At 51.7% G+C, this 16,069-nt stretch carries 14 protein-coding genes and 1 tRNA gene; 5 read left to right on the top strand and 10 right to left on the bottom strand.

From position 1 onward, the window contains the following. Positions 1-98: 98 nt before the first annotated feature. From SH449x_RS18275 to SH449x_RS18300, 6 genes are all read right to left on the bottom strand, one after another. Positions 99-1,391 (bottom strand): GTPase, encoded by a 1,293-nt coding sequence (locus tag SH449x_RS18275; RefSeq protein ID WP_482377514.1) that lies wholly within the window; start codon positions 1,389-1,391, stop codon positions 99-101. 46 nt (positions 1,392-1,437) lie between these two features. Then, on the bottom strand, positions 1,438-2,763 hold the full coding sequence (locus SH449x_RS18280; RefSeq protein ID WP_482377515.1) for a tetratricopeptide repeat protein: 1,326 nt from the start codon (positions 2,761-2,763) through the stop codon (positions 1,438-1,440). Between the two features lie 151 nt (positions 2,764-2,914). Continuing rightward, positions 2,915-2,988 (bottom strand) — tRNA-Thr (locus tag SH449x_RS18285). 122 nt (positions 2,989-3,110) lie between these two features. Next, the gene (ispF, locus tag SH449x_RS18290; protein WP_482377516.1) at positions 3,111-3,605 is read right to left on the bottom strand and encodes a 2-C-methyl-D-erythritol 2,4-cyclodiphosphate synthase; all 495 of its coding nucleotides are present in this window, start codon (positions 3,603-3,605) and stop codon (positions 3,111-3,113) included. A 38-nt stretch (positions 3,606-3,643) separates the two neighbouring features. After that, a complete protein-coding gene (locus SH449x_RS18295; protein ID WP_482377517.1) occupies positions 3,644-4,237 on the bottom strand; it encodes a thioredoxin family protein in 594 nt (197 codons plus the stop codon). A gap of 79 nt (positions 4,238-4,316) precedes the next feature. Then, positions 4,317-4,931: a 5-formyltetrahydrofolate cyclo-ligase gene (locus tag SH449x_RS18300; protein WP_482377518.1), complete on the bottom strand. Its 615-nt coding sequence runs from the start codon at positions 4,929-4,931 to the stop codon at positions 4,317-4,319. A gap of 247 nt (positions 4,932-5,178) precedes the next feature. On the opposite strand from SH449x_RS18300, the gene thiC reads away from it, so the two are divergent. Beyond that, positions 5,179-6,546: a phosphomethylpyrimidine synthase ThiC gene (gene thiC, locus SH449x_RS18305; protein WP_482377519.1), complete on the top strand. Its 1,368-nt coding sequence runs from the start codon at positions 5,179-5,181 to the stop codon at positions 6,544-6,546. Between the two features lie 5 nt (positions 6,547-6,551). Beyond that, a complete protein-coding gene (locus SH449x_RS18310) occupies positions 6,552-7,127 on the top strand; it encodes a MiaE family protein (protein WP_482377520.1) in 576 nt (191 codons plus the stop codon). 243 nt (positions 7,128-7,370) lie between these two features. On the opposite strand, the gene SH449x_RS18315 is transcribed toward SH449x_RS18310, so the two are convergent. Next, positions 7,371-8,666, bottom strand: a complete 1,296-nt coding sequence (locus SH449x_RS18315; RefSeq protein ID WP_482377521.1) for a BaiN/RdsA family NAD(P)/FAD-dependent oxidoreductase — start codon at positions 8,664-8,666, stop codon at positions 7,371-7,373. 96 nt (positions 8,667-8,762) lie between these two features. Here SH449x_RS18315 and SH449x_RS18320 point away from each other — a divergent pair, with 96 nt between their 5' ends. From SH449x_RS18320 to SH449x_RS18330, 3 genes are read left to right on the top strand one after another with little or no spacing between them, the layout of a single operon-like run. After that, positions 8,763-10,088 (top strand): coproporphyrinogen-III oxidase family protein, encoded by a 1,326-nt coding sequence (locus SH449x_RS18320; protein ID WP_482377522.1) that lies wholly within the window; start codon positions 8,763-8,765, stop codon positions 10,086-10,088. Next, on the top strand, positions 10,085-10,552 hold the full coding sequence (locus SH449x_RS18325) for a glycine cleavage system protein H (RefSeq protein ID WP_482377523.1): 468 nt from the start codon (positions 10,085-10,087) through the stop codon (positions 10,550-10,552). The genes SH449x_RS18320 and SH449x_RS18325 overlap by 4 nt, the downstream gene beginning before the upstream one ends. Then, positions 10,545-11,462, top strand: coding sequence for a diacylglycerol/lipid kinase family protein (locus tag SH449x_RS18330; protein ID WP_482377524.1), 918 nt, complete (start codon positions 10,545-10,547; stop codon positions 11,460-11,462). Before SH449x_RS18325 ends, SH449x_RS18330 begins: the two co-directional genes overlap by 8 nt. Positions 11,463-12,166: 704 nt before the next feature. Here SH449x_RS18330 and SH449x_RS18335 read toward each other — a convergent pair. The 3 genes from SH449x_RS18335 to SH449x_RS18345 form a co-directional block, all read right to left on the bottom strand. Then, on the bottom strand, positions 12,167-13,078 hold the full coding sequence (locus SH449x_RS18335; RefSeq protein ID WP_482377525.1) for a hypothetical protein: 912 nt from the start codon (positions 13,076-13,078) through the stop codon (positions 12,167-12,169). A 659-nt stretch (positions 13,079-13,737) separates the two neighbouring features. After that, positions 13,738-14,394 (bottom strand): ABC transporter ATP-binding protein, encoded by a 657-nt coding sequence (locus SH449x_RS18340; RefSeq protein ID WP_482377526.1) that lies wholly within the window; start codon positions 14,392-14,394, stop codon positions 13,738-13,740. Beyond that, the gene (locus SH449x_RS18345) at positions 14,378-16,027 is read right to left on the bottom strand and encodes a hypothetical protein (RefSeq protein WP_482377527.1); all 1,650 of its coding nucleotides are present in this window, start codon (positions 16,025-16,027) and stop codon (positions 14,378-14,380) included. Before SH449x_RS18345 ends, SH449x_RS18340 begins: the two co-directional genes overlap by 17 nt. Positions 16,028-16,069 lie beyond the last annotated feature (42 nt).

Genomic DNA, 16,069 nt, shown 5'->3' on the forward strand with positions numbered 1-16,069 from the left:
AGGGGAACGGGAATAAGACGAGCCCAAAAATGTGGGTAGCAAACTCCACACTTTACCAACTTCCTCAGTTTTCCCAATAGAGATATGAGCCGGACGGGCTAGGAGAGAAGAAATCTCAACTGCATGGCGGCTTCTTCAAGGTTTTTCCGTTCTATCAGTTCCAAAGCCTTCCGAATCTTCTCGACATGCAACTGGCGAAAAGGGACCGCTTGACCCGGGCTAGGTGCCTGAGGAACAAGTACGCTCGCTACTGTCGTTAACAAATGAGAAATGGAATCGGCATCATGAACGCTCGTTGAGACGCGAGGAAAGGGACTTGTTGGAGCAATATCCACCGAGCCAATGTCGGCTTTGGTCTCCGCAACCAGAACTCTCTTGCCGTTAAAAGCCTTCATAATGGAATCATGTTCAGGCTGCCAACCGGAATCGGGTGATACCAACAGCAACAAACAATCCGCGGAACTCACGGCATCTAGACTCGCAGCAATTCCAGCTCCCTCCACGAAATCGCTGGTCTGTCGAACTCCAGCACTGTCCACAATCAACACCGGCCAACCCTCTAGACTCGTCTGCTCGGCCAGCAAATCCCGCGTCGTGCCAGCTTGTTCATGTACGATCGCCCTCTGATAGCCCAGGATTGCGTTGAGCAGGCTACTCTTGCCAGAATTGGGTGGGCCCGCCAAAACCACTTTCCATGGTCGCACTAAATGTAGACCAAACTCTCCCCAGGAAACCAACTCGCTCAGGCGGTTCTTGGCCTCTAGTGAGTCCATGGCTTCCAGGCATTCCACGATTCCCCGCAACGCCGTGCTAAGGCAGCCACGGCTTTGATCCACCAACACGGAAGCGGTCTCTAGCGAGATGGCTTGCTGGAGATCATGTAAAGCTTGTTGCTCAATGGTGCCGTCCGATAGATGTCCCAAATCCGATGCAAACGATCCCTTTGCAAAACCAGCTTGTTCCAGCGAATGGGTGATGCTCTTGGCAGCTGCAGAACCGCCGTGGCAATGCAATTCGAATTTGTCGGCACCCGTTCGGCAGAGAACGATCGACTCCCCGGACTCTGGCCCGTCATGGTTCTGCAAGACAGCGTCGATGCCCGCACTGAAGAACGTGCCGTAGCGGATGCTATCCACCTTGATCGACTCTGCCACAGCACGAATCGAGCTTTGTTTAGAGCTTCGTTCGAGGGTGCTGGATGCAGGTGCCCGCGAGCCTTCGGGAACGGAAGTCTCTTGCTCCCCGCTAAGTTCTCTCGATAGCTGCTTTAGTATCGATACCGGAACCCAGTGCTTATCAAGCCAGCCACACGAACCGGGCCCACTGATCTCGACGACTGCGATCGCAGCTGGAACACCAGATGTCAACAGGCAATAGCGATCGCTGTTCAAAGTAAACCTTTATCGAGACCGAAGAAATTCGATCCGCTAAATGGGATCAGTCCCCTCGTAGCTTGAGTCCCATGATGGTCAGCTTCTCACGAACTTCGGTCAGACTGGTAACCCCAAAGTTCTTGCATTCGAGCAGATCGTCACCGGTCTTTCGAATAAGTTCACCGATCGTGTTCAGTTGAAGCCGAACCATACACTTGCGAGCCCGAACCGATAGATTGAGCTCGGAGATAGGCCGATCCAACATTTGTTGCTGGTCGGGAGTCATGCCGGTCAGATCCAATGGTGGCTCTGCCTCTCGCTTCTCGTGAGAGAACTGACCGAGGGAAAGTCCTCGGGCGGTCAGCATTTCCTTGATTTCATGAAGCGATGTCTCACCAAAGTTCTTGCTGGACAAAAGGGCTTGCTCCGACACGCGAGTCAAATCGCCAAGCGTTCGGATACCCATCTTCTGCAAACAATTTCGGGAGCGAACCGACAACTCGAAGTCCGATACCGGGACATTGAGGAGTTGCGACATTCGCTCGTTCTTCTTCTGCGAATCTTCGTCGTAGAGAACGTTTCCGCCAGCCGCTGCATCCTTGAGGAACAGACGAGCTTGAGGATGATCGGGAGCGGTTTCGAGAATTCGCTTGTAGCACGCTTGAGCACGAGCAAAGTCGTTGCGATCTTCGTACATCAACCCTAGATTGAGCAGGGTACCTATATGGGAAGGAATAACACCCGCTCCTCGCTGGTAATACTCAAAGGCTTGGTGATCGTTACCGAGTCGATCGTTTTCGACTGCCAATCCGAATAGCGAACCCGCATGCTTAGGGTTAACCTGCAACGCGCGTTGATAGAGAGCCATGACCTCAGGAAGATTGCCACCGATTGCAGCCAGAGTTGCTGCTCGCTGATAAGGGTACTCAGGGTGCTGCTCGACTGGTCCAAAGATGTTGTCGAGGATCTTGAGGGCTTCTTCCTTCTTGCCTTGATATCGCAAAACTTCAGCTCGGCACAATTGGCACCATTCGGCTGTGTAGCCTGCTTTTTCGGCGGCGTCATAATAGCTTAGCGCCTTCTCGTAGTCCTCCATCTCAAAGTAGGTTCTACCGAGATAGTACTGGGACAACGCACCACCATCCGACTGTTTCAGTGCTGACTCTGCCTCGCGGAACTTGCCGATGAGGTACAGGCAAACACCTAGCCGGGTCATGCCTGCTGGGGACAACGATGGCGATTGCTGGAGCTCTTGGACGGCATCGCGAAGCAATGCAGCTTGGGTAAAATCCTCTTGAATGGCTCCCGTCAACTTATCAATGTCCTGAGGACCAAAAGTTTGATTGGAGAGAACGATTTCCCGAATGTCGATTGTGACCATTTGAACCATGAGTTCCTATTTTCCTTAGTTGTCAGCCCAGGTAACCAACCCCTGTGATCAACCCAAACTAAACGAGCCTACAACCCAATGAGAATTGCGGCCCAAAGCGACTTGTTCCGAAGATCATCAAAAAAAGATCCTCAGACCTATTAAACCATTAAGCCGGCAGTGGGAGTCGAACCCACAACCCCCGCATTACGAATGCGGTGCTCTGCCAATTGAAGCTATGCCGGCAAAACTCTACTAACTCGGCCCGTTTGAACACCATTCAATCACCGTGCAAAAGTGAGGCCAAATTCGTTCGACCCGACCGAGAATTGCTAAGGATAATTTTTAGACCTTGGAAACGTCAAGGGCTAACCGGCTCGTATTGCCAGCGCAATGCAGGTCGATTTTGCCAGCTCGCCCCTCCCGACTTCCCCCACTCCCTCGCCAGTCTTGCCCTTAATGCGAATTCGATCCGGCTCAATTCCCAGAATTTCCGCAATCCGAGCCACCACCCCCCCCTTGTGAGGGGATAGCTTGGGGCGTTCCATTTCCACAACGCAGTCGAGCTGGACCAGCGACCAGCCTTTTTCTCGAAAAAGGCCCATGGCAGCCTTCAAAAAGTCTGCGGAATCGCGACCTCGGTTTTCCTCTAAATGATTGGGAAAAAGCTCGCCAATGTCAGGCAAATTGGCAGCGCTTAGGATCGCATCCGTAATGGCGTGGAGCAAAACATCTGCATCGGAATGCCCAACAAAATGGTAGGGATAATCGAGCTTGAGCCCCCCCAGGACCAAGGGCCCGCCCGCTTCGATCCGGTGCGAATCCGTTCCAAGCCCAATTCTGAGGTCCTTCATCGGATCCATGTCGGTGCTCCCAAGCGAAAACGAAATGCTCTATACGCCTAGCTTATGCCAGCTGCATCGAAATACTCAGGCTCGGCACCTGGTTTCCATTTGATATTGCAGCCGATGCTCGGCTTTTGATCCTCAGAAACCGGCTTGCCCTCGAGAATCCTGTCAAGAGCCTGCCGCAGATCGGCACCGGTTAAGGGCAGATCGTTCTTTGGCCGGGAGTCATCCAGCTGGCCGCGATAGACAAGCTTCATTTCGGAATCGAAAACAAATATGTCGGGGGTGCAAGCGGCCTTGTAAGCCTGTGCAGCCGATTGGTCCTCGTCAAAGAGATACGGGAATAAGTACCCCTGACGCTTTGCCTCTACGGCCATCAACCCCGGGGCATCGTCGGGATGCTTTTCGATGTCATTTGAACTAATTCCAACAAATCCGATTCCCTTGGCCATGTATTCGGCGGATACGCGAGCCAACTCGGGGGCGACGTGCTTGACGTAAGGGCAGTGATTGCAAATGAACATCACCACCAAACCCTTGTGCTCCCGGAATTGATCACGGGAAACCATCTCGCCACTGGGGGTGGGCAACGAGAAGTTGGGAGCTGTGGTGCCGAGGGGCAGCATGGTGCTAGCAGTTCTAACCATGGTTTGTTCCTAGTGATGAAGCTGGTGGGAAAAGAAAAAGGGATGATTAAAAAATTCGATGCTGCCGGAATGCCTTGTTTTATGCCTGAGATCGCCCTCGCCCATCGTACACAGCGTCTTCCGTTACAACCTTGTCCATATAGATGTCGTGGCTTTCGGCTGGGATTTCCTCAAACATTTGGCATTCAAAAGCTAACGCGATTAGAGGAGTGGTCAACTTGGCATGCTGCAGCAATTTGTCGTAATAGCCTTTACCGTGCCCAGTCCGACCTCCATTGCGATCAAAGGCGACTCCGGGAACCATAATCAGGTCGAGATCGGTCGGCTGTAGCCTTTTGGCCTCTACAGCTCGGAGGTCTTCGCGTGGCTCTAGAATTCGATACATGCCAAGCTCGAGCTCGTCCATATTCTCTAGCCAAAAGAGCTCGAGTTCCCCGTCCACGCAGTAAGGAACCACGATTCGTTTGCCGCTGGCCAACGCTGCTGGCAATGCCTGACGTGTGCGCACTTCATCGCGAACATCAACATAGAACATCACCGTTTTGGCATCGGCATATTCAGGCAAGTCCATAAATCGTTGCACGATCCGCTCCGATACGGCATCCTTGTCCAATTGATTTTTGCGATTCTCGTGGGCTTGTTTTCTGATCGCGGTTTTCTTTTCAAAAAGATCGTTAGGAGCTGGCGAGTTCATAGTCGGGAAATTATAGGCAAGGAATCGAGGGGACAGGGTGAGCAACGAGTCATACTGGATCCGATGGAGCGGAACCACATTCCACTATCCTATCGATGCAACCGGAAGAATGTAGCCGAAATCGAGGATTCGCCTTTTATGCTCGTTTTGCGATTGAGATCGACTTCGGTAGAATGCGGTTTCACAGGAGTGAGGTGCCGTTACCTTTTGGCGGCCCTCTGACCTCTTTTTCGATTGGAGAACTTAAGTGATAACCAAATCTGGTTCAACGCAATATACGGCTGCTGTCGCTGGCGAAATCACTCCCGAGATGGAGTACGTCGCCAAGCGAGAAAATCTTTCCCCCGAAACGATTCGCTCGGAAGTCGCTGCTGGTCGAATGGTGATTCCCGCCAATAAAGTCCACTTGGCAGGCAGACTGGAGCCCATGTGCATCGGCATCGCAGCCAAGTGCAAGATCAACGCCAACATCGGCAACTCGGCGGTCACCAGCAACGTCGCGGAAGAGCTTGAAAAGCTCCATGTTTCTGTCCATTACGGTGCTGATACGGTGATGGATCTGTCGACCGGCAAAGACATCGACAACATTCGCAAGCAAATCATCGAGGCTTCGCCGGTACCGATTGGAACAGTTCCTATCTACCAAATGCTCGAGGAACTCGGTGGCAATATTGAGGACATGCGAGCCCAGCATTTCCTCGACATGGTCGAGCACCAAGCCAAACAGGGGGTCGACTACATGACGATCCACTGTGGCGTTCTTTTGGAACACTTGCACATGACGACGAAGCGAGTCACCGGCATCGTTAGCCGTGGTGGTTCGTTGATTGCCAAGTGGATGATGGCTCACCGCAAACAGAATCCACTCTACGAAGCTTTTGACGATCTATGCGACATCATGCGTCAGTACGATGTGACTTGGAGTCTCGGGGACGGGCTTCGCCCCGGCTCGATTGCCGATGCAAGTGACGAAGCCCAATTCGCCGAACTCGATGTGCTTGGCAAACTGTGCACGCGAGGCTGGGCAAAAGGAACACAGGTTATGGTCGAGGGACCTGGTCATATCCCCATGGATCAGATTGACATGAACATCAAGCGACAGATTGAAGTCTGCCATGGTGCTCCATTCTATGTTCTCGGGCCATTGGTTACCGACGTGGCACCGGGCTACGATCATATCACCTCAGCCATTGGAGCCGCCATGGCAGGCTGGAGCGGAGCGGCAATGCTTTGCTATGTAACTCCCAAGGAACATCTGGGCTTGCCAAACCGTGAGGACGTCAAGCAAGGTGTTATCGCCTACAAGATCGCGGCTCATGCTGCTGACGTAGCTCGCAAGCGACCAGGTTCTCAAGAGCGCGATGATGCACTCTCGCGAGCACGATTCGGTTTCGATTGGAACGAGCAGTTCCGCTTGTCGCTCGACCCCGAGACCGCCAAGGCTTATCACGATGAGACCTTGCCACAAGATACTTTCAAGAGTGCACACTTCTGCAGCATGTGCGGTCCAAAGTATTGCTCCATGCGAATCACGGAAGACATTCGCAAGATGGCATCGGAATCGCCAACCGGGGAAATCACGGCGACCAGCGAGCTGGTAGAACTCAAGAAGTAAACAAAATGTTGCACCTAAAGAGCGAGTCTCAAAAGCGGTGGATCAAGCAAGTTGACAGCAATCTCGAAGAGATTCTCATCGATCATGCGCACTGCGAACACAAAGCAGCCGCCACCGCTATGAGCTTGCTAGGGTCTTACATTGAGAAAGAAGAGCTTACTCGCGAGATGACTCGCATCATTGAAGAGGAACTCGAGCACTTTCACATGGTGCTCGCGTTGCTCGCCAAGCGCGGGATTCGCTTTCGGTTGCAGAGGCCAGGGCATTACGGCAAGTCGCTCAACGAATTGGTCAGTCAAAACGAACCTCAGCGAGCCGTAGACCGGTTGCTCATTGCGGGTTTGATTGAGGCCCGTTCGTGTGAGCGATTCGATTTGCTGAGGAATCACGTCAAAGATGTGGAGCTAGCGGAGTTTTACGGGTCGCTCTTTGAGTCCGAAGCTCGGCATCATACGACATACATCAAGATGGCCAAGCTCTTCGATACCGATGCCAACGTCCGACGAAGACTCGAAGAGCTTTCCGAGGCGGAGACCAACATCATCGCCATCGGCAGCCCTCTCGCCAGGATGCATAGCTAGACGCAGAAATATCAATGGAAGCGGAATGGGTACCAAGCCTACCGGTAGGGCTCCCACACGCTCGGCGCCCTTCAATCCACCCGTTGAATCCGCTCACTTGGTAATTTGTATCTCGTCGCCGCAGGCGACTCCCGGGCTCGCTTCGCATTGCCCGACTCACCGTACGGCTTGCGCCGTTACGCTTTTAATTTTTTAGGTCGAGGGGGCTTAGCGCTCTACGTTCGATATCCCTTCGCGAAGGCGTCACACATGCAATCCGGCGGCATGACCTGTGCTCCAAGCGGCCTGAAAGTTGAAGCCGCCAATTGGTCCATCCAAGTCGAGGATCTCGCCAGCAAAATACAAGCCCGGATGCTTGCGGCTTTGCATGTCTTGAAAGTTCACCTCGCTCAGCGTTACACCACCCGCGGTGACCTCCGCTTTGGCATAACCTCTCGTACCATGAACGGGGATCGTTAGATTCTTGAGTGACTCGAGCAGTTGGTTCTTGCTTTTGTTGGAAAACTCCGCGCCATGCAGATCTTCTTTTAGCTGCAATTGCTTCATAAGGGATTGCGAGAGTCTGCGAGGAATGAGTTGCGAAAGAATATTGGTAATCGACTTTTGGGAGGTACGAATCTCCTTGGAGAGCCATGCATCGCATTCTTCGCGTGATTGATTCGGCAGTAGATCCACCAGGACCGAGCTCTGCTGTTCAGTCGGCAGATCGGATACACAGCGAGATACATTCATGGCCGTCGGTCCGCTCAATCCAAAATGGGTCCACAACAATCCACCGCGCGAGCTGGCCCGTTCCAGTTTTTTAGGAGCTTCGGGGCCGATTAGCTTGGTGGTCACGTTGACATCATCGAGGGTCAAACCACTTAGCTCGTGAACCCAGTTCGTGTGAGACAAAAGGGGTGTAAGCGCGGGACGTAGTGGAGTGACGGTATGCCCGAACGATTGAGCCCATGGGTATCCGTCCCCCGTGGTTCCGCATCCGCTAAAGCTTAAACCACCGGAGGTGATCAAAACCGATTGGCATGTCAGTTCCGCAGTCGTGGATCCGAACGTGGCAGTGACTCCAAATCGAGGGTTCGATCCCATCTCAGAGCTTGCATCTACTCGGGATTCTGGAAGAGGGCGCACATGCGTAACTGGCGAACCGGTCCAGAGCTGTGCTCCCGCTTGTTGCAGGCGTTTCACGATGGCATCGCGAACATCGATGGCCCGATCGCTGGCGGGAAAGATTTTTCCCGTCTCTTCCACTTTGGTCTCGACCCCCAATTGATTGAGCTCTTTTATCACATCCATCGGGCCGAGGCGACTGAGAGGGGAGAGGAGTACTTTGCCCTGCTTGCCAAAGGCTTCGGCAATTTTTCGAGTTTCGCAATTGTGGGTAATATTGCAACGGGTTCCGCCCGACATCAGGATCTTAACACCCGCTTTATTGTTTTTTTCCAGAACCAGTACACGGCGACCACGCTGTGCGGCGGTTCCGGCGGCCCACAAGCCGGCTGCACCACCACCGATAATGATCACATCCCAGGAAGATTGCATTTTTGAAAAGCTCATTGGAAGTCGAGACGATTTCGGGCGACTGGGTTAAGATAGAGAGACGTTTAGAAATACGCTACCCGATAAAGATGGTCCGTTATGTCTACCGAAGCAACGAAAACCGAGGTTGGAAGCTACTTTATTTCCAACTATCCACCTTATTCCCAGTGGACCAGCGGGTCGGTGCCCCTCATTGAAGAGGCCCTTGGCAAGCCGCCTCGCGATGTTCCTCTGGGGCTGTATCTACACATCCCTTTTTGTCGCAAGCGTTGTAAGTTCTGTTACTTCAAGGTTTTGACCAACGTCAATGCGGAGGAAATTGAACGCTATGTGTCGGCACTGTCTCGGGAGATCGAGTTGGTGTCGCAGCAAAAAGCGATGGGGGGGCGTCCCATCCGATTTGTTTATTTCGGAGGGGGCACACCGAGTTTCCTTAGCGTTCGGCAGCTTCATTCCCTCTTCGAACGCTTGCACAAGAGTATTACTTGGGAGAAGGCGGAGGAAGTCACGTTTGAATGCGAGCCGGGGACACTGAGCGAGCAAAAAGTCAACACCCTGAGAGAGCTCGGGGTAACGCGATTGAGCCTGGGGGTCGAGAATTTTTCCGACGCTATCCTAGAAGAGAACGGTCGGGCCCACTTGTCCAAAGAGATTCATCGAGCTTGGGAATGGATCGCTAACGCAGGTTTCCCGAATGTGAATATTGATTTGATATCAGGCATGGTCGGCGAGACTTGGGACAATTGGCGAGAGAACGTTCGTCGCACACTCGAATTATCACCTGAGAGTGTGACCATCTATCAGATGGAGCTACCGTTCAATACCGTGATATCCAAAGGCTTGCTGGAAAGCAAAACCGAATCCCCTGTTGCAACTTGGGAGACGAAGCGAGATTGGGTTCGTTATGCATTTGAAGAGTTCCAAGCAGCTGGTTACAAAATCAGCAGCGCCTACACCGTCGTGAAAGATTCGAGCAAGGTCAACTTCTCTTATCGAGACAACTTATGGCAAGGAGCCGATCTTTTGGCCACGGGCATCGCAAGCTTTGGACACTTGTCCGGGATCCATTATCAGAATGTGCCAGAGTGGGGGCAGTACCTGGGGGCTTTGCTTGATGAGGGAAGATTGCCGCTAGGACGCGCTTATCAGCCGACACCATTGCAATCCCTCATACGCGAGATGATCTTGCAACTTAAGAAGGGGTATCTAGATGTTCCGTATTTCCAAGCCAAGTATGCTGAGAATATAGTCGACCATTGGCAATCGGAATGGGAAGAGTTAGTGGGTGATGGGTTTGTTGAACTCGATCGGGATGAGAATGGTGACGTTCATCAGATTCGATTGACGATGGATGGACTATTGCGAGTCGATGGATTGCTGCCTCGATTCTTTGAAGAGCAATTGCGAGGAGTGCGGTATACATGAGTTCGCCACTCACCTTTATGATGGGTGAATTTCGTGCCGAGTTTCCTTGCGATCGACGGTACATCAAGAATCACATGTGGGCGATACCAAAATCTGACGGGACAATTCGATTTGGGTTTTCGGCCTACGCGGTTCGTTTACTACAAGACGTGTACTTTATCGATTTCGATGTGGTTGTTGGAGCCACGCTATCCCATCGACAAGAGTTTGGCAGCATCGAAAGCAAGAAAGCGGAGAGCGGCATGTACGCTCCAATCGCAGGTGAGATCACCGCTATCAACGAGGAGTTGCTCGATGATCCCTCGCTGATTAACGTCGACAAGTACGGTGCAGGCTGGTTGCTTGAGATGGCGGGATCTGACGACGATGGGCTCCTGTCACCCGAAAAGTATCTTGAGCATTTAATCTCGGCGTGGGACGTTGCCCAGCGAACGATCAAAGGTCAAGCTAATACCGATGAGTAGAGTTGGTTCCAAGTCGGTGATCATTGCGGCCAATCCCAAGTCGGGATCCAAGAGCCGTTTGGAACTAGTGCATCAGTTGGCTAGTCATCTCGAGAGTAAAGGTTTTGATGTTCATGTGGAATTCGAACTAGGGGAATTAGAGGCGAGAATCTCAGACCGTTGGGGAAGCGGTTCGTTAGCAACCGTCATTGCGGCAGGAGGCGATGGTACGGTAAATGCGGTCGCGGCACGTGCCCCGTCAGGGGTTCCGATCACTGTGCTACCGTTAGGTTCGGAGAATTTGTTGGCCAAGTATTACGGCTGGAATCTTTCGGTCGAAGCGTGTGCTGCACGCGTGGAACGAGCTGAGTCTATAGTGCTCGATGCTATGGAAATCAATGGTCGATTGGGGTTGATCATGGTATCGGTCGGTTTCGATTCCGAAGTCGTTCGGTTGGTTCATACCAATCGCAAATCGCATATCACTCGCTGGGCCTATCGCACCCAGGCTATCCGAGCCTGGTTTACTTATCGATGGCCCGTTCATCAGATCAAGTTTCGTAGCGACGAAACTGATCGTGAAGAGATCGTTCAAGGCCAATGGGTCTTTGTTTTTAATTTACCTAAGTACGCGACGGAACTCCACATACTTGACGAAGCAGACCCTAGCGATGGATTGCTCGATCTAGGAGTATTTACTGAGAGCGGGCCGATCAGAGGTCTATTTCAGTACCTCGATGTGTTACGTGGTCGGCACCGCAAGCGATCCGATTGGGTTGAGAGACGCATTACGGAATTGCATTGTGAGAATCTATCGGCGGGCGAGAACGCCAACCGTTACGTGTCCAGCTATCAATTCGATGGAGATAGTGGCGGTGAGATGCCTATGCGAATCCGAGTCCTTCCCAAACGCGTTACGTTGCTTAGTTAGTCTGGGAGGTCTTTGATCCGAGACAGACGTTTAGTTCGAGGGTATCAGTTCTGGGTGGTATCGGTACCGAACAAATGCCTGCTAAGTCGAAAGATATGTTTTTAAAGGAGTTCTCGGTATCGATGGTAGCCTACAATTTGGCAACTCAGTTGCGTCGCTAGGCAGCGTTAGAAGCAGACTGCGAACCGCGTGAGCTCAGTTTTACCGGTGTATGGTCGGTGTACCGTCATATGCTCCAAGGCATCGAGGTACGCGACGCGAGCGAATGGCTCGATCGCTTTCCGCGAGCCGTACATTATGCATCACGAAAAAAGCTTCCCAAGCGTCCGGGACGCAGCTTTCCTTGCGAAGCCTATGCTAGACGTCCTAAAGCGACACACTTCCGGAAACGCCAAAAACCACAAAAACCCAATGAATTACCAGATTCAACAACAAAGTAAGTGCCATTGGGCGCTAGCCCACCGGTAGGGCAGCAGAACATTGAAGTGAGAAGGGTAAAGTTTGAAATTTTGTGCTGCAAGTAGGCCGTAATAAGACTTCGCGCGTTACGGCATGCCTCGCTTTGAGTCAGGCCTTGTCCGACCAATCTAAGCTGTCCCGACGTGCTGCGCCGTAACCGCATCGTGAGGTGATTTGTTGCGGTCTACAAGGCAACGCCGGACTCGCTTCGCGATGCGACTGTCTTTGCGGTCCGCATTAATCGATCAGGGGTGCTTTTGTTCTTCCTCCTTAGGAATTTCCAGTAACTTGTCGATCTCCGCTTCCTTTGCGGCTAGAAGCTTGTCGTGACTTGGGAACACGATAGGTTGATTGATCGATTTCCATTCCAAATCCACCCATTCATCAGAATGTCGGACCGGTGGGCTATTCGGTGCCCTCGGATCCTTTTGGTCAGTTGAAAGCCTAAGGTGGACTGGTGCCGGAATATCGTTTACATCTTGGCGTCGGATGGAACAGACCTGAGTCCAAAAATCGCCGATCTTCATCGACACCTTCGACGGCGCTAGGGTTGTCTTGTCAAAGACCATGCTCTTTAACGCCTCTACTCCCTCAACCTCAACCCTATAAACGATTGTCGCGGTACCATCCGGGGATCGTTTGACGGATGCATTTTCTACTTGAAGCAATTGGTCTAAAAACTGATCTTTTGTCTCCGACAAGCCAGTTGGCACGGTGCCAAAACCGAGGAGCTCCGGATAGGGTAAGCGACTTGTTGTTCGAAAAGAATCGAAACTCATCTTTTGCGCATTGGAAACATTTGGCCTCGTATTCGTTCGCAATACTCCGTCAGCAAATACAAAAACACTATTCTGAAGCAAGAACTTTTTCTCGCCATCAGAAATATCCTCTCTCTGGATAGCAACCATCTCGGGTTTCCGCAAATCGCACCAAATCTTTGTATGGGTAACAACGTCTCGAGTAGCCTCTGTGGGCATCAACGTGATCTCAGTTGACTTGCGGTGAATCACTACCTCGTAAGACTCGATGGCTCGAGCGATATCTACAGCAGGCTGGATCACATCAGTAGCCGTCTCATCCGACGCAAAACCAACCGTACACGTGGCGAGGCTTGCAGGCGTCAAACACATGGCGAAGATGCGGAATACTTTTAACATGTCGACTCCTCCAAAATACTGCTGAGACTAGGGAAAAAGCCCGAGGTAAGCGAAAGCAAAGGCAATGAGCGTTCTCATAAAGATCTCCGAGAAGAATTCGCACGTCTGGAACCTGACCATCTGAAAAGTATAAGAGGAAGGGCATACAGCCAACAAGATTTTTTATCAATTTTCGGCCTAGATCCTAAGGCGGCCCAGCTAATGAGCTTTGGGCTTCGATCTTAATTCGGGCCGCAGATAGAGAGAAGATGCCGCAGGCTTGCCCTGCGGAGCTTCACGTTTCTCGCTAAGTTCCCCACGTCAAGCGTGGGGCATTTCCACAAAATAGGTCAATTAGCAGAACAGCTACCCATCGCAATAATTACCCGATAGGATCAATTATAATGAAGCTTGTCGCCGGCCCGTGTTAAGATCGAAGCCGAGCTTTACTCAACCTCGCGTTAGGAATCCGGAATTAGCGAAGATTAGTCTTCTTGAAATACAACAGGCGTGAATCTGGAACGGGATCAAAGTCTTTGGGAACACTAATTCACGCTGATCTTCACTAAGCCAGGGAGGAGGGCTGAGTTGGAGAGATCAACGCGGCCCGCTGGGCACGCGGTTAAACGAAGGGCTGCGCCTAGGTTTTTAGGCGAATATGAGTTACTAGCCTAAGTGATTCATCCAGGATTGGACGAAATGTCGATTACCCTTGAGAATCGTTCTAGCTGAGTATGATCGTGCGTCACTACCAATAGTGTCGCACCAGTCTCCTTAGATTGAGCCAGCAGCAGATCCAGAATGACTCGCGTCGTGTGCGGGTCCAAGCTACCTGTGGGTTCATCGGCAAGTATCAGCTTGGGCGAAGTCACTAAGGCCCGACAAAGAGCGACTCTTTGTTTCTCTCCCGTCGAAAGCTGCTTAGGTCGGCGATTGAGTTTGTCCGACAAACCGACTTGCGTTGCGAGAGTTTCACATTTGGCGTTGTAATCTCCTGCCGCGTGAGCCGAACGATTGATCAACAGCGGCAGCAAAATGTTCTCGCGTATAGTCAAGTGTTCGATCAGCTCTAACTCTTGAAACACAAAGCCAATGTCCCGAACTCGAAAGCGTCGCTTGGCTGAGTCGGTTAGCCGATCGACGCGAACTTCATTAACCTCGATCTCGCCTTGCTGACAAGCAATCGTACCGGCGATAAGATTGAGCAAAGTGCTTTTACCGGAACCGCTCGGACCAATCAGTGCGACCGAGTCGCCATCAGGGATGGTAAGCGTCGGGATCGAAAGCACGAATCCACCCTCGCTATATTGATGCTTCAGATTACGTACGCTGATCATTTCCACGAATGCTTGTTTCGAATTGGATCTTCTTTTCGTCTAGTAATTGAAATGCACTCAATTTCCACAATCCGTTTTCTTGAGACAGAGATAGCTTGGCCCGGAAACTGGTTGTTTGTTTGTGTATATGCCCCCAGTGCTCGGATACGCTGGTGACTTGCCACGAAACCTCCATGTCAGCGTTCTTTCTCCCGGATTGCTTCAACTCCGTAACTTGAACTCGCTCGGCGTGCGCCAGCGTGCCCCCCTGTTCGGCCATAATGAGCGACCGTTTCACTCGAAGATAAACCTCTCGCAAAAGTGGACCGGTCACGGCACTTTCTAACGCTGCATAAACGTCTTCATCTTCTCGAAAATCAAACGATCGATAGACATTGGTCAGAATGCTTTCGACAATCTGCTTTCGTTCCGATTCAGACGGATTCGACACGGTCACCGGAACGGACGCATTGCTGGCTCCGACCAGATCACCCTTCCACTCGAATTCAGGCTCCAGCGAATGGAACATATGCCGCACAGGTGCATCGTTTCCGACAAGCACTATGGAATTGAGATAAGGGGCGAACTCCGAGTAAGCCTGCCACTTGAGGCTTATCTCTTTAGGGGTCTGTTTACTCGGGTAAGTCCAAATGATTCCCACTCTTGCTTGATGTGCGCTAACGCGTCTCGGATCAGCGTTCAACGCAAAGTCCGCAATATCCAGACTGAAAAAATTCAAGCGAGTCAGCGTCCCCTTAACACTCTGACCATCAATGGTGGCTTGACTGCTGGAGGCAAAGAACTTCTCGATAAGTTCTTTCGCATTCGATTGCTCGTCTACCTCTAAGAAGTCTGGGTTCTCGCGAGGAATTTTCACCCACTGTTCTAATGTCAGCAGTGGAATGAGCAACTCATGCCTTACCTCAAAGCGATTGATGTACAAAAACGAATACAAACCTGTGTAGCTCGAGATTCCCAACGACTCTTCGAATTGCTCTTTGCGTTTCTTGCGAAGCTCCGCAAAGCTGGGGCGTTTGTTCTCGTAGACACGCTCCCAGTCAAACTTAAATGACTGCGGCTTTCCAAAAGCCAATTGCGTCGCATGCTCCATGCGATCTCGATGCCATAGACTCAAATCCATGATGGCGGGCAAAGCCGAATTCTTTCCCCCAAAGTTTTGCAGAAAAGTCAGATACTGGGGCTTGGTCTCCTTTAGTTCATATCGAACACGGTAGAGCACGACTTTGCTCATCAATTCACTCTGGTGAACTCCGTTCTCGGGAATCTGCTCCGTGTTCTCGGAGGCCGAATCCTCCTTGAGTCGCCGTCCATTCACGTCCAGAATAGAAAAGTACTCGAGTAAGAAGTCCCGATGCTTGATAGCGGCGGCTTGAAGTTGTTCAGCCGAATATCGCATTTCCCCGTCGGCGACCAAGGATTGATAGAGCACCAAATCCTCGAGCATGATCTCTAGATCAACGATCAACTCATCCTCTCGCACTTCAACAATCGCGCTGCTCAACGAAACCGGATGAATAGCGACCGATGCTTCGGAACGCTGTACCAGCAGTTGTCCCGCTAAGAACAGGAGCGAGACGACGATTAGTAGGCCTCGCCGTGGAACGAGTACAGGGCTAACCACTGGCTGAAACATTTTCGATCCGCGGGAAAAATGGGGGGAAATAAACTGCTGGAA

Origin of the sequence: Brakhagea baltica (assembly GCF_052161605.1) — a bacterium.
Taxonomy (GTDB): domain Bacteria; phylum Planctomycetota; class Planctomycetia; order Pirellulales; family Pirellulaceae; genus JBKCUI01.

Excerpts from the sequence above, each read along its gene's own strand:
- SH449x_RS18340 (WP_482377526.1), bottom strand. The coding sequence starts at position 14,394 with ATGATCAGCGTACGTAATCTGAAGCATCAATATAGCGAGGGTGGATTC.
- SH449x_RS18295 (WP_482377517.1), bottom strand. The coding sequence starts at position 4,237 with ATGGTTAGAACTGCTAGCACCATGCTGCCCCTCGGCACCACAGCTCCC.
- SH449x_RS18310 (WP_482377520.1), top strand. The coding sequence starts at position 6,552 with ATGTTGCACCTAAAGAGCGAGTCTCAAAAGCGGTGGATCAAGCAAGTT.
- SH449x_RS18315 (WP_482377521.1), bottom strand. The coding sequence starts at position 8,666 with ATGCAATCTTCCTGGGATGTGATCATTATCGGTGGTGGTGCAGCCGGC.
- SH449x_RS18325 (WP_482377523.1), top strand. The coding sequence starts at position 10,085 with ATGAGTTCGCCACTCACCTTTATGATGGGTGAATTTCGTGCCGAGTTT.
- SH449x_RS18335 (WP_482377525.1), bottom strand. The coding sequence starts at position 13,078 with ATGTTAAAAGTATTCCGCATCTTCGCCATGTGTTTGACGCCTGCAAGC.
- SH449x_RS18345 (WP_482377527.1), bottom strand. The coding sequence starts at position 16,027 with ATGTTTCAGCCAGTGGTTAGCCCTGTACTCGTTCCACGGCGAGGCCTA.
- SH449x_RS18280 (WP_482377515.1), bottom strand. The coding sequence starts at position 2,763 with ATGGTTCAAATGGTCACAATCGACATTCGGGAAATCGTTCTCTCCAAT.
- SH449x_RS18330 (WP_482377524.1), top strand. The coding sequence starts at position 10,545 with ATGAGTAGAGTTGGTTCCAAGTCGGTGATCATTGCGGCCAATCCCAAG.
- ispF (WP_482377516.1), bottom strand. The coding sequence starts at position 3,605 with ATGGATCCGATGAAGGACCTCAGAATTGGGCTTGGAACGGATTCGCAC.
- SH449x_RS18320 (WP_482377522.1), top strand. The coding sequence starts at position 8,763 with ATGTCTACCGAAGCAACGAAAACCGAGGTTGGAAGCTACTTTATTTCC.
- SH449x_RS18300 (WP_482377518.1), bottom strand. The coding sequence starts at position 4,931 with ATGAACTCGCCAGCTCCTAACGATCTTTTTGAAAAGAAAACCGCGATC.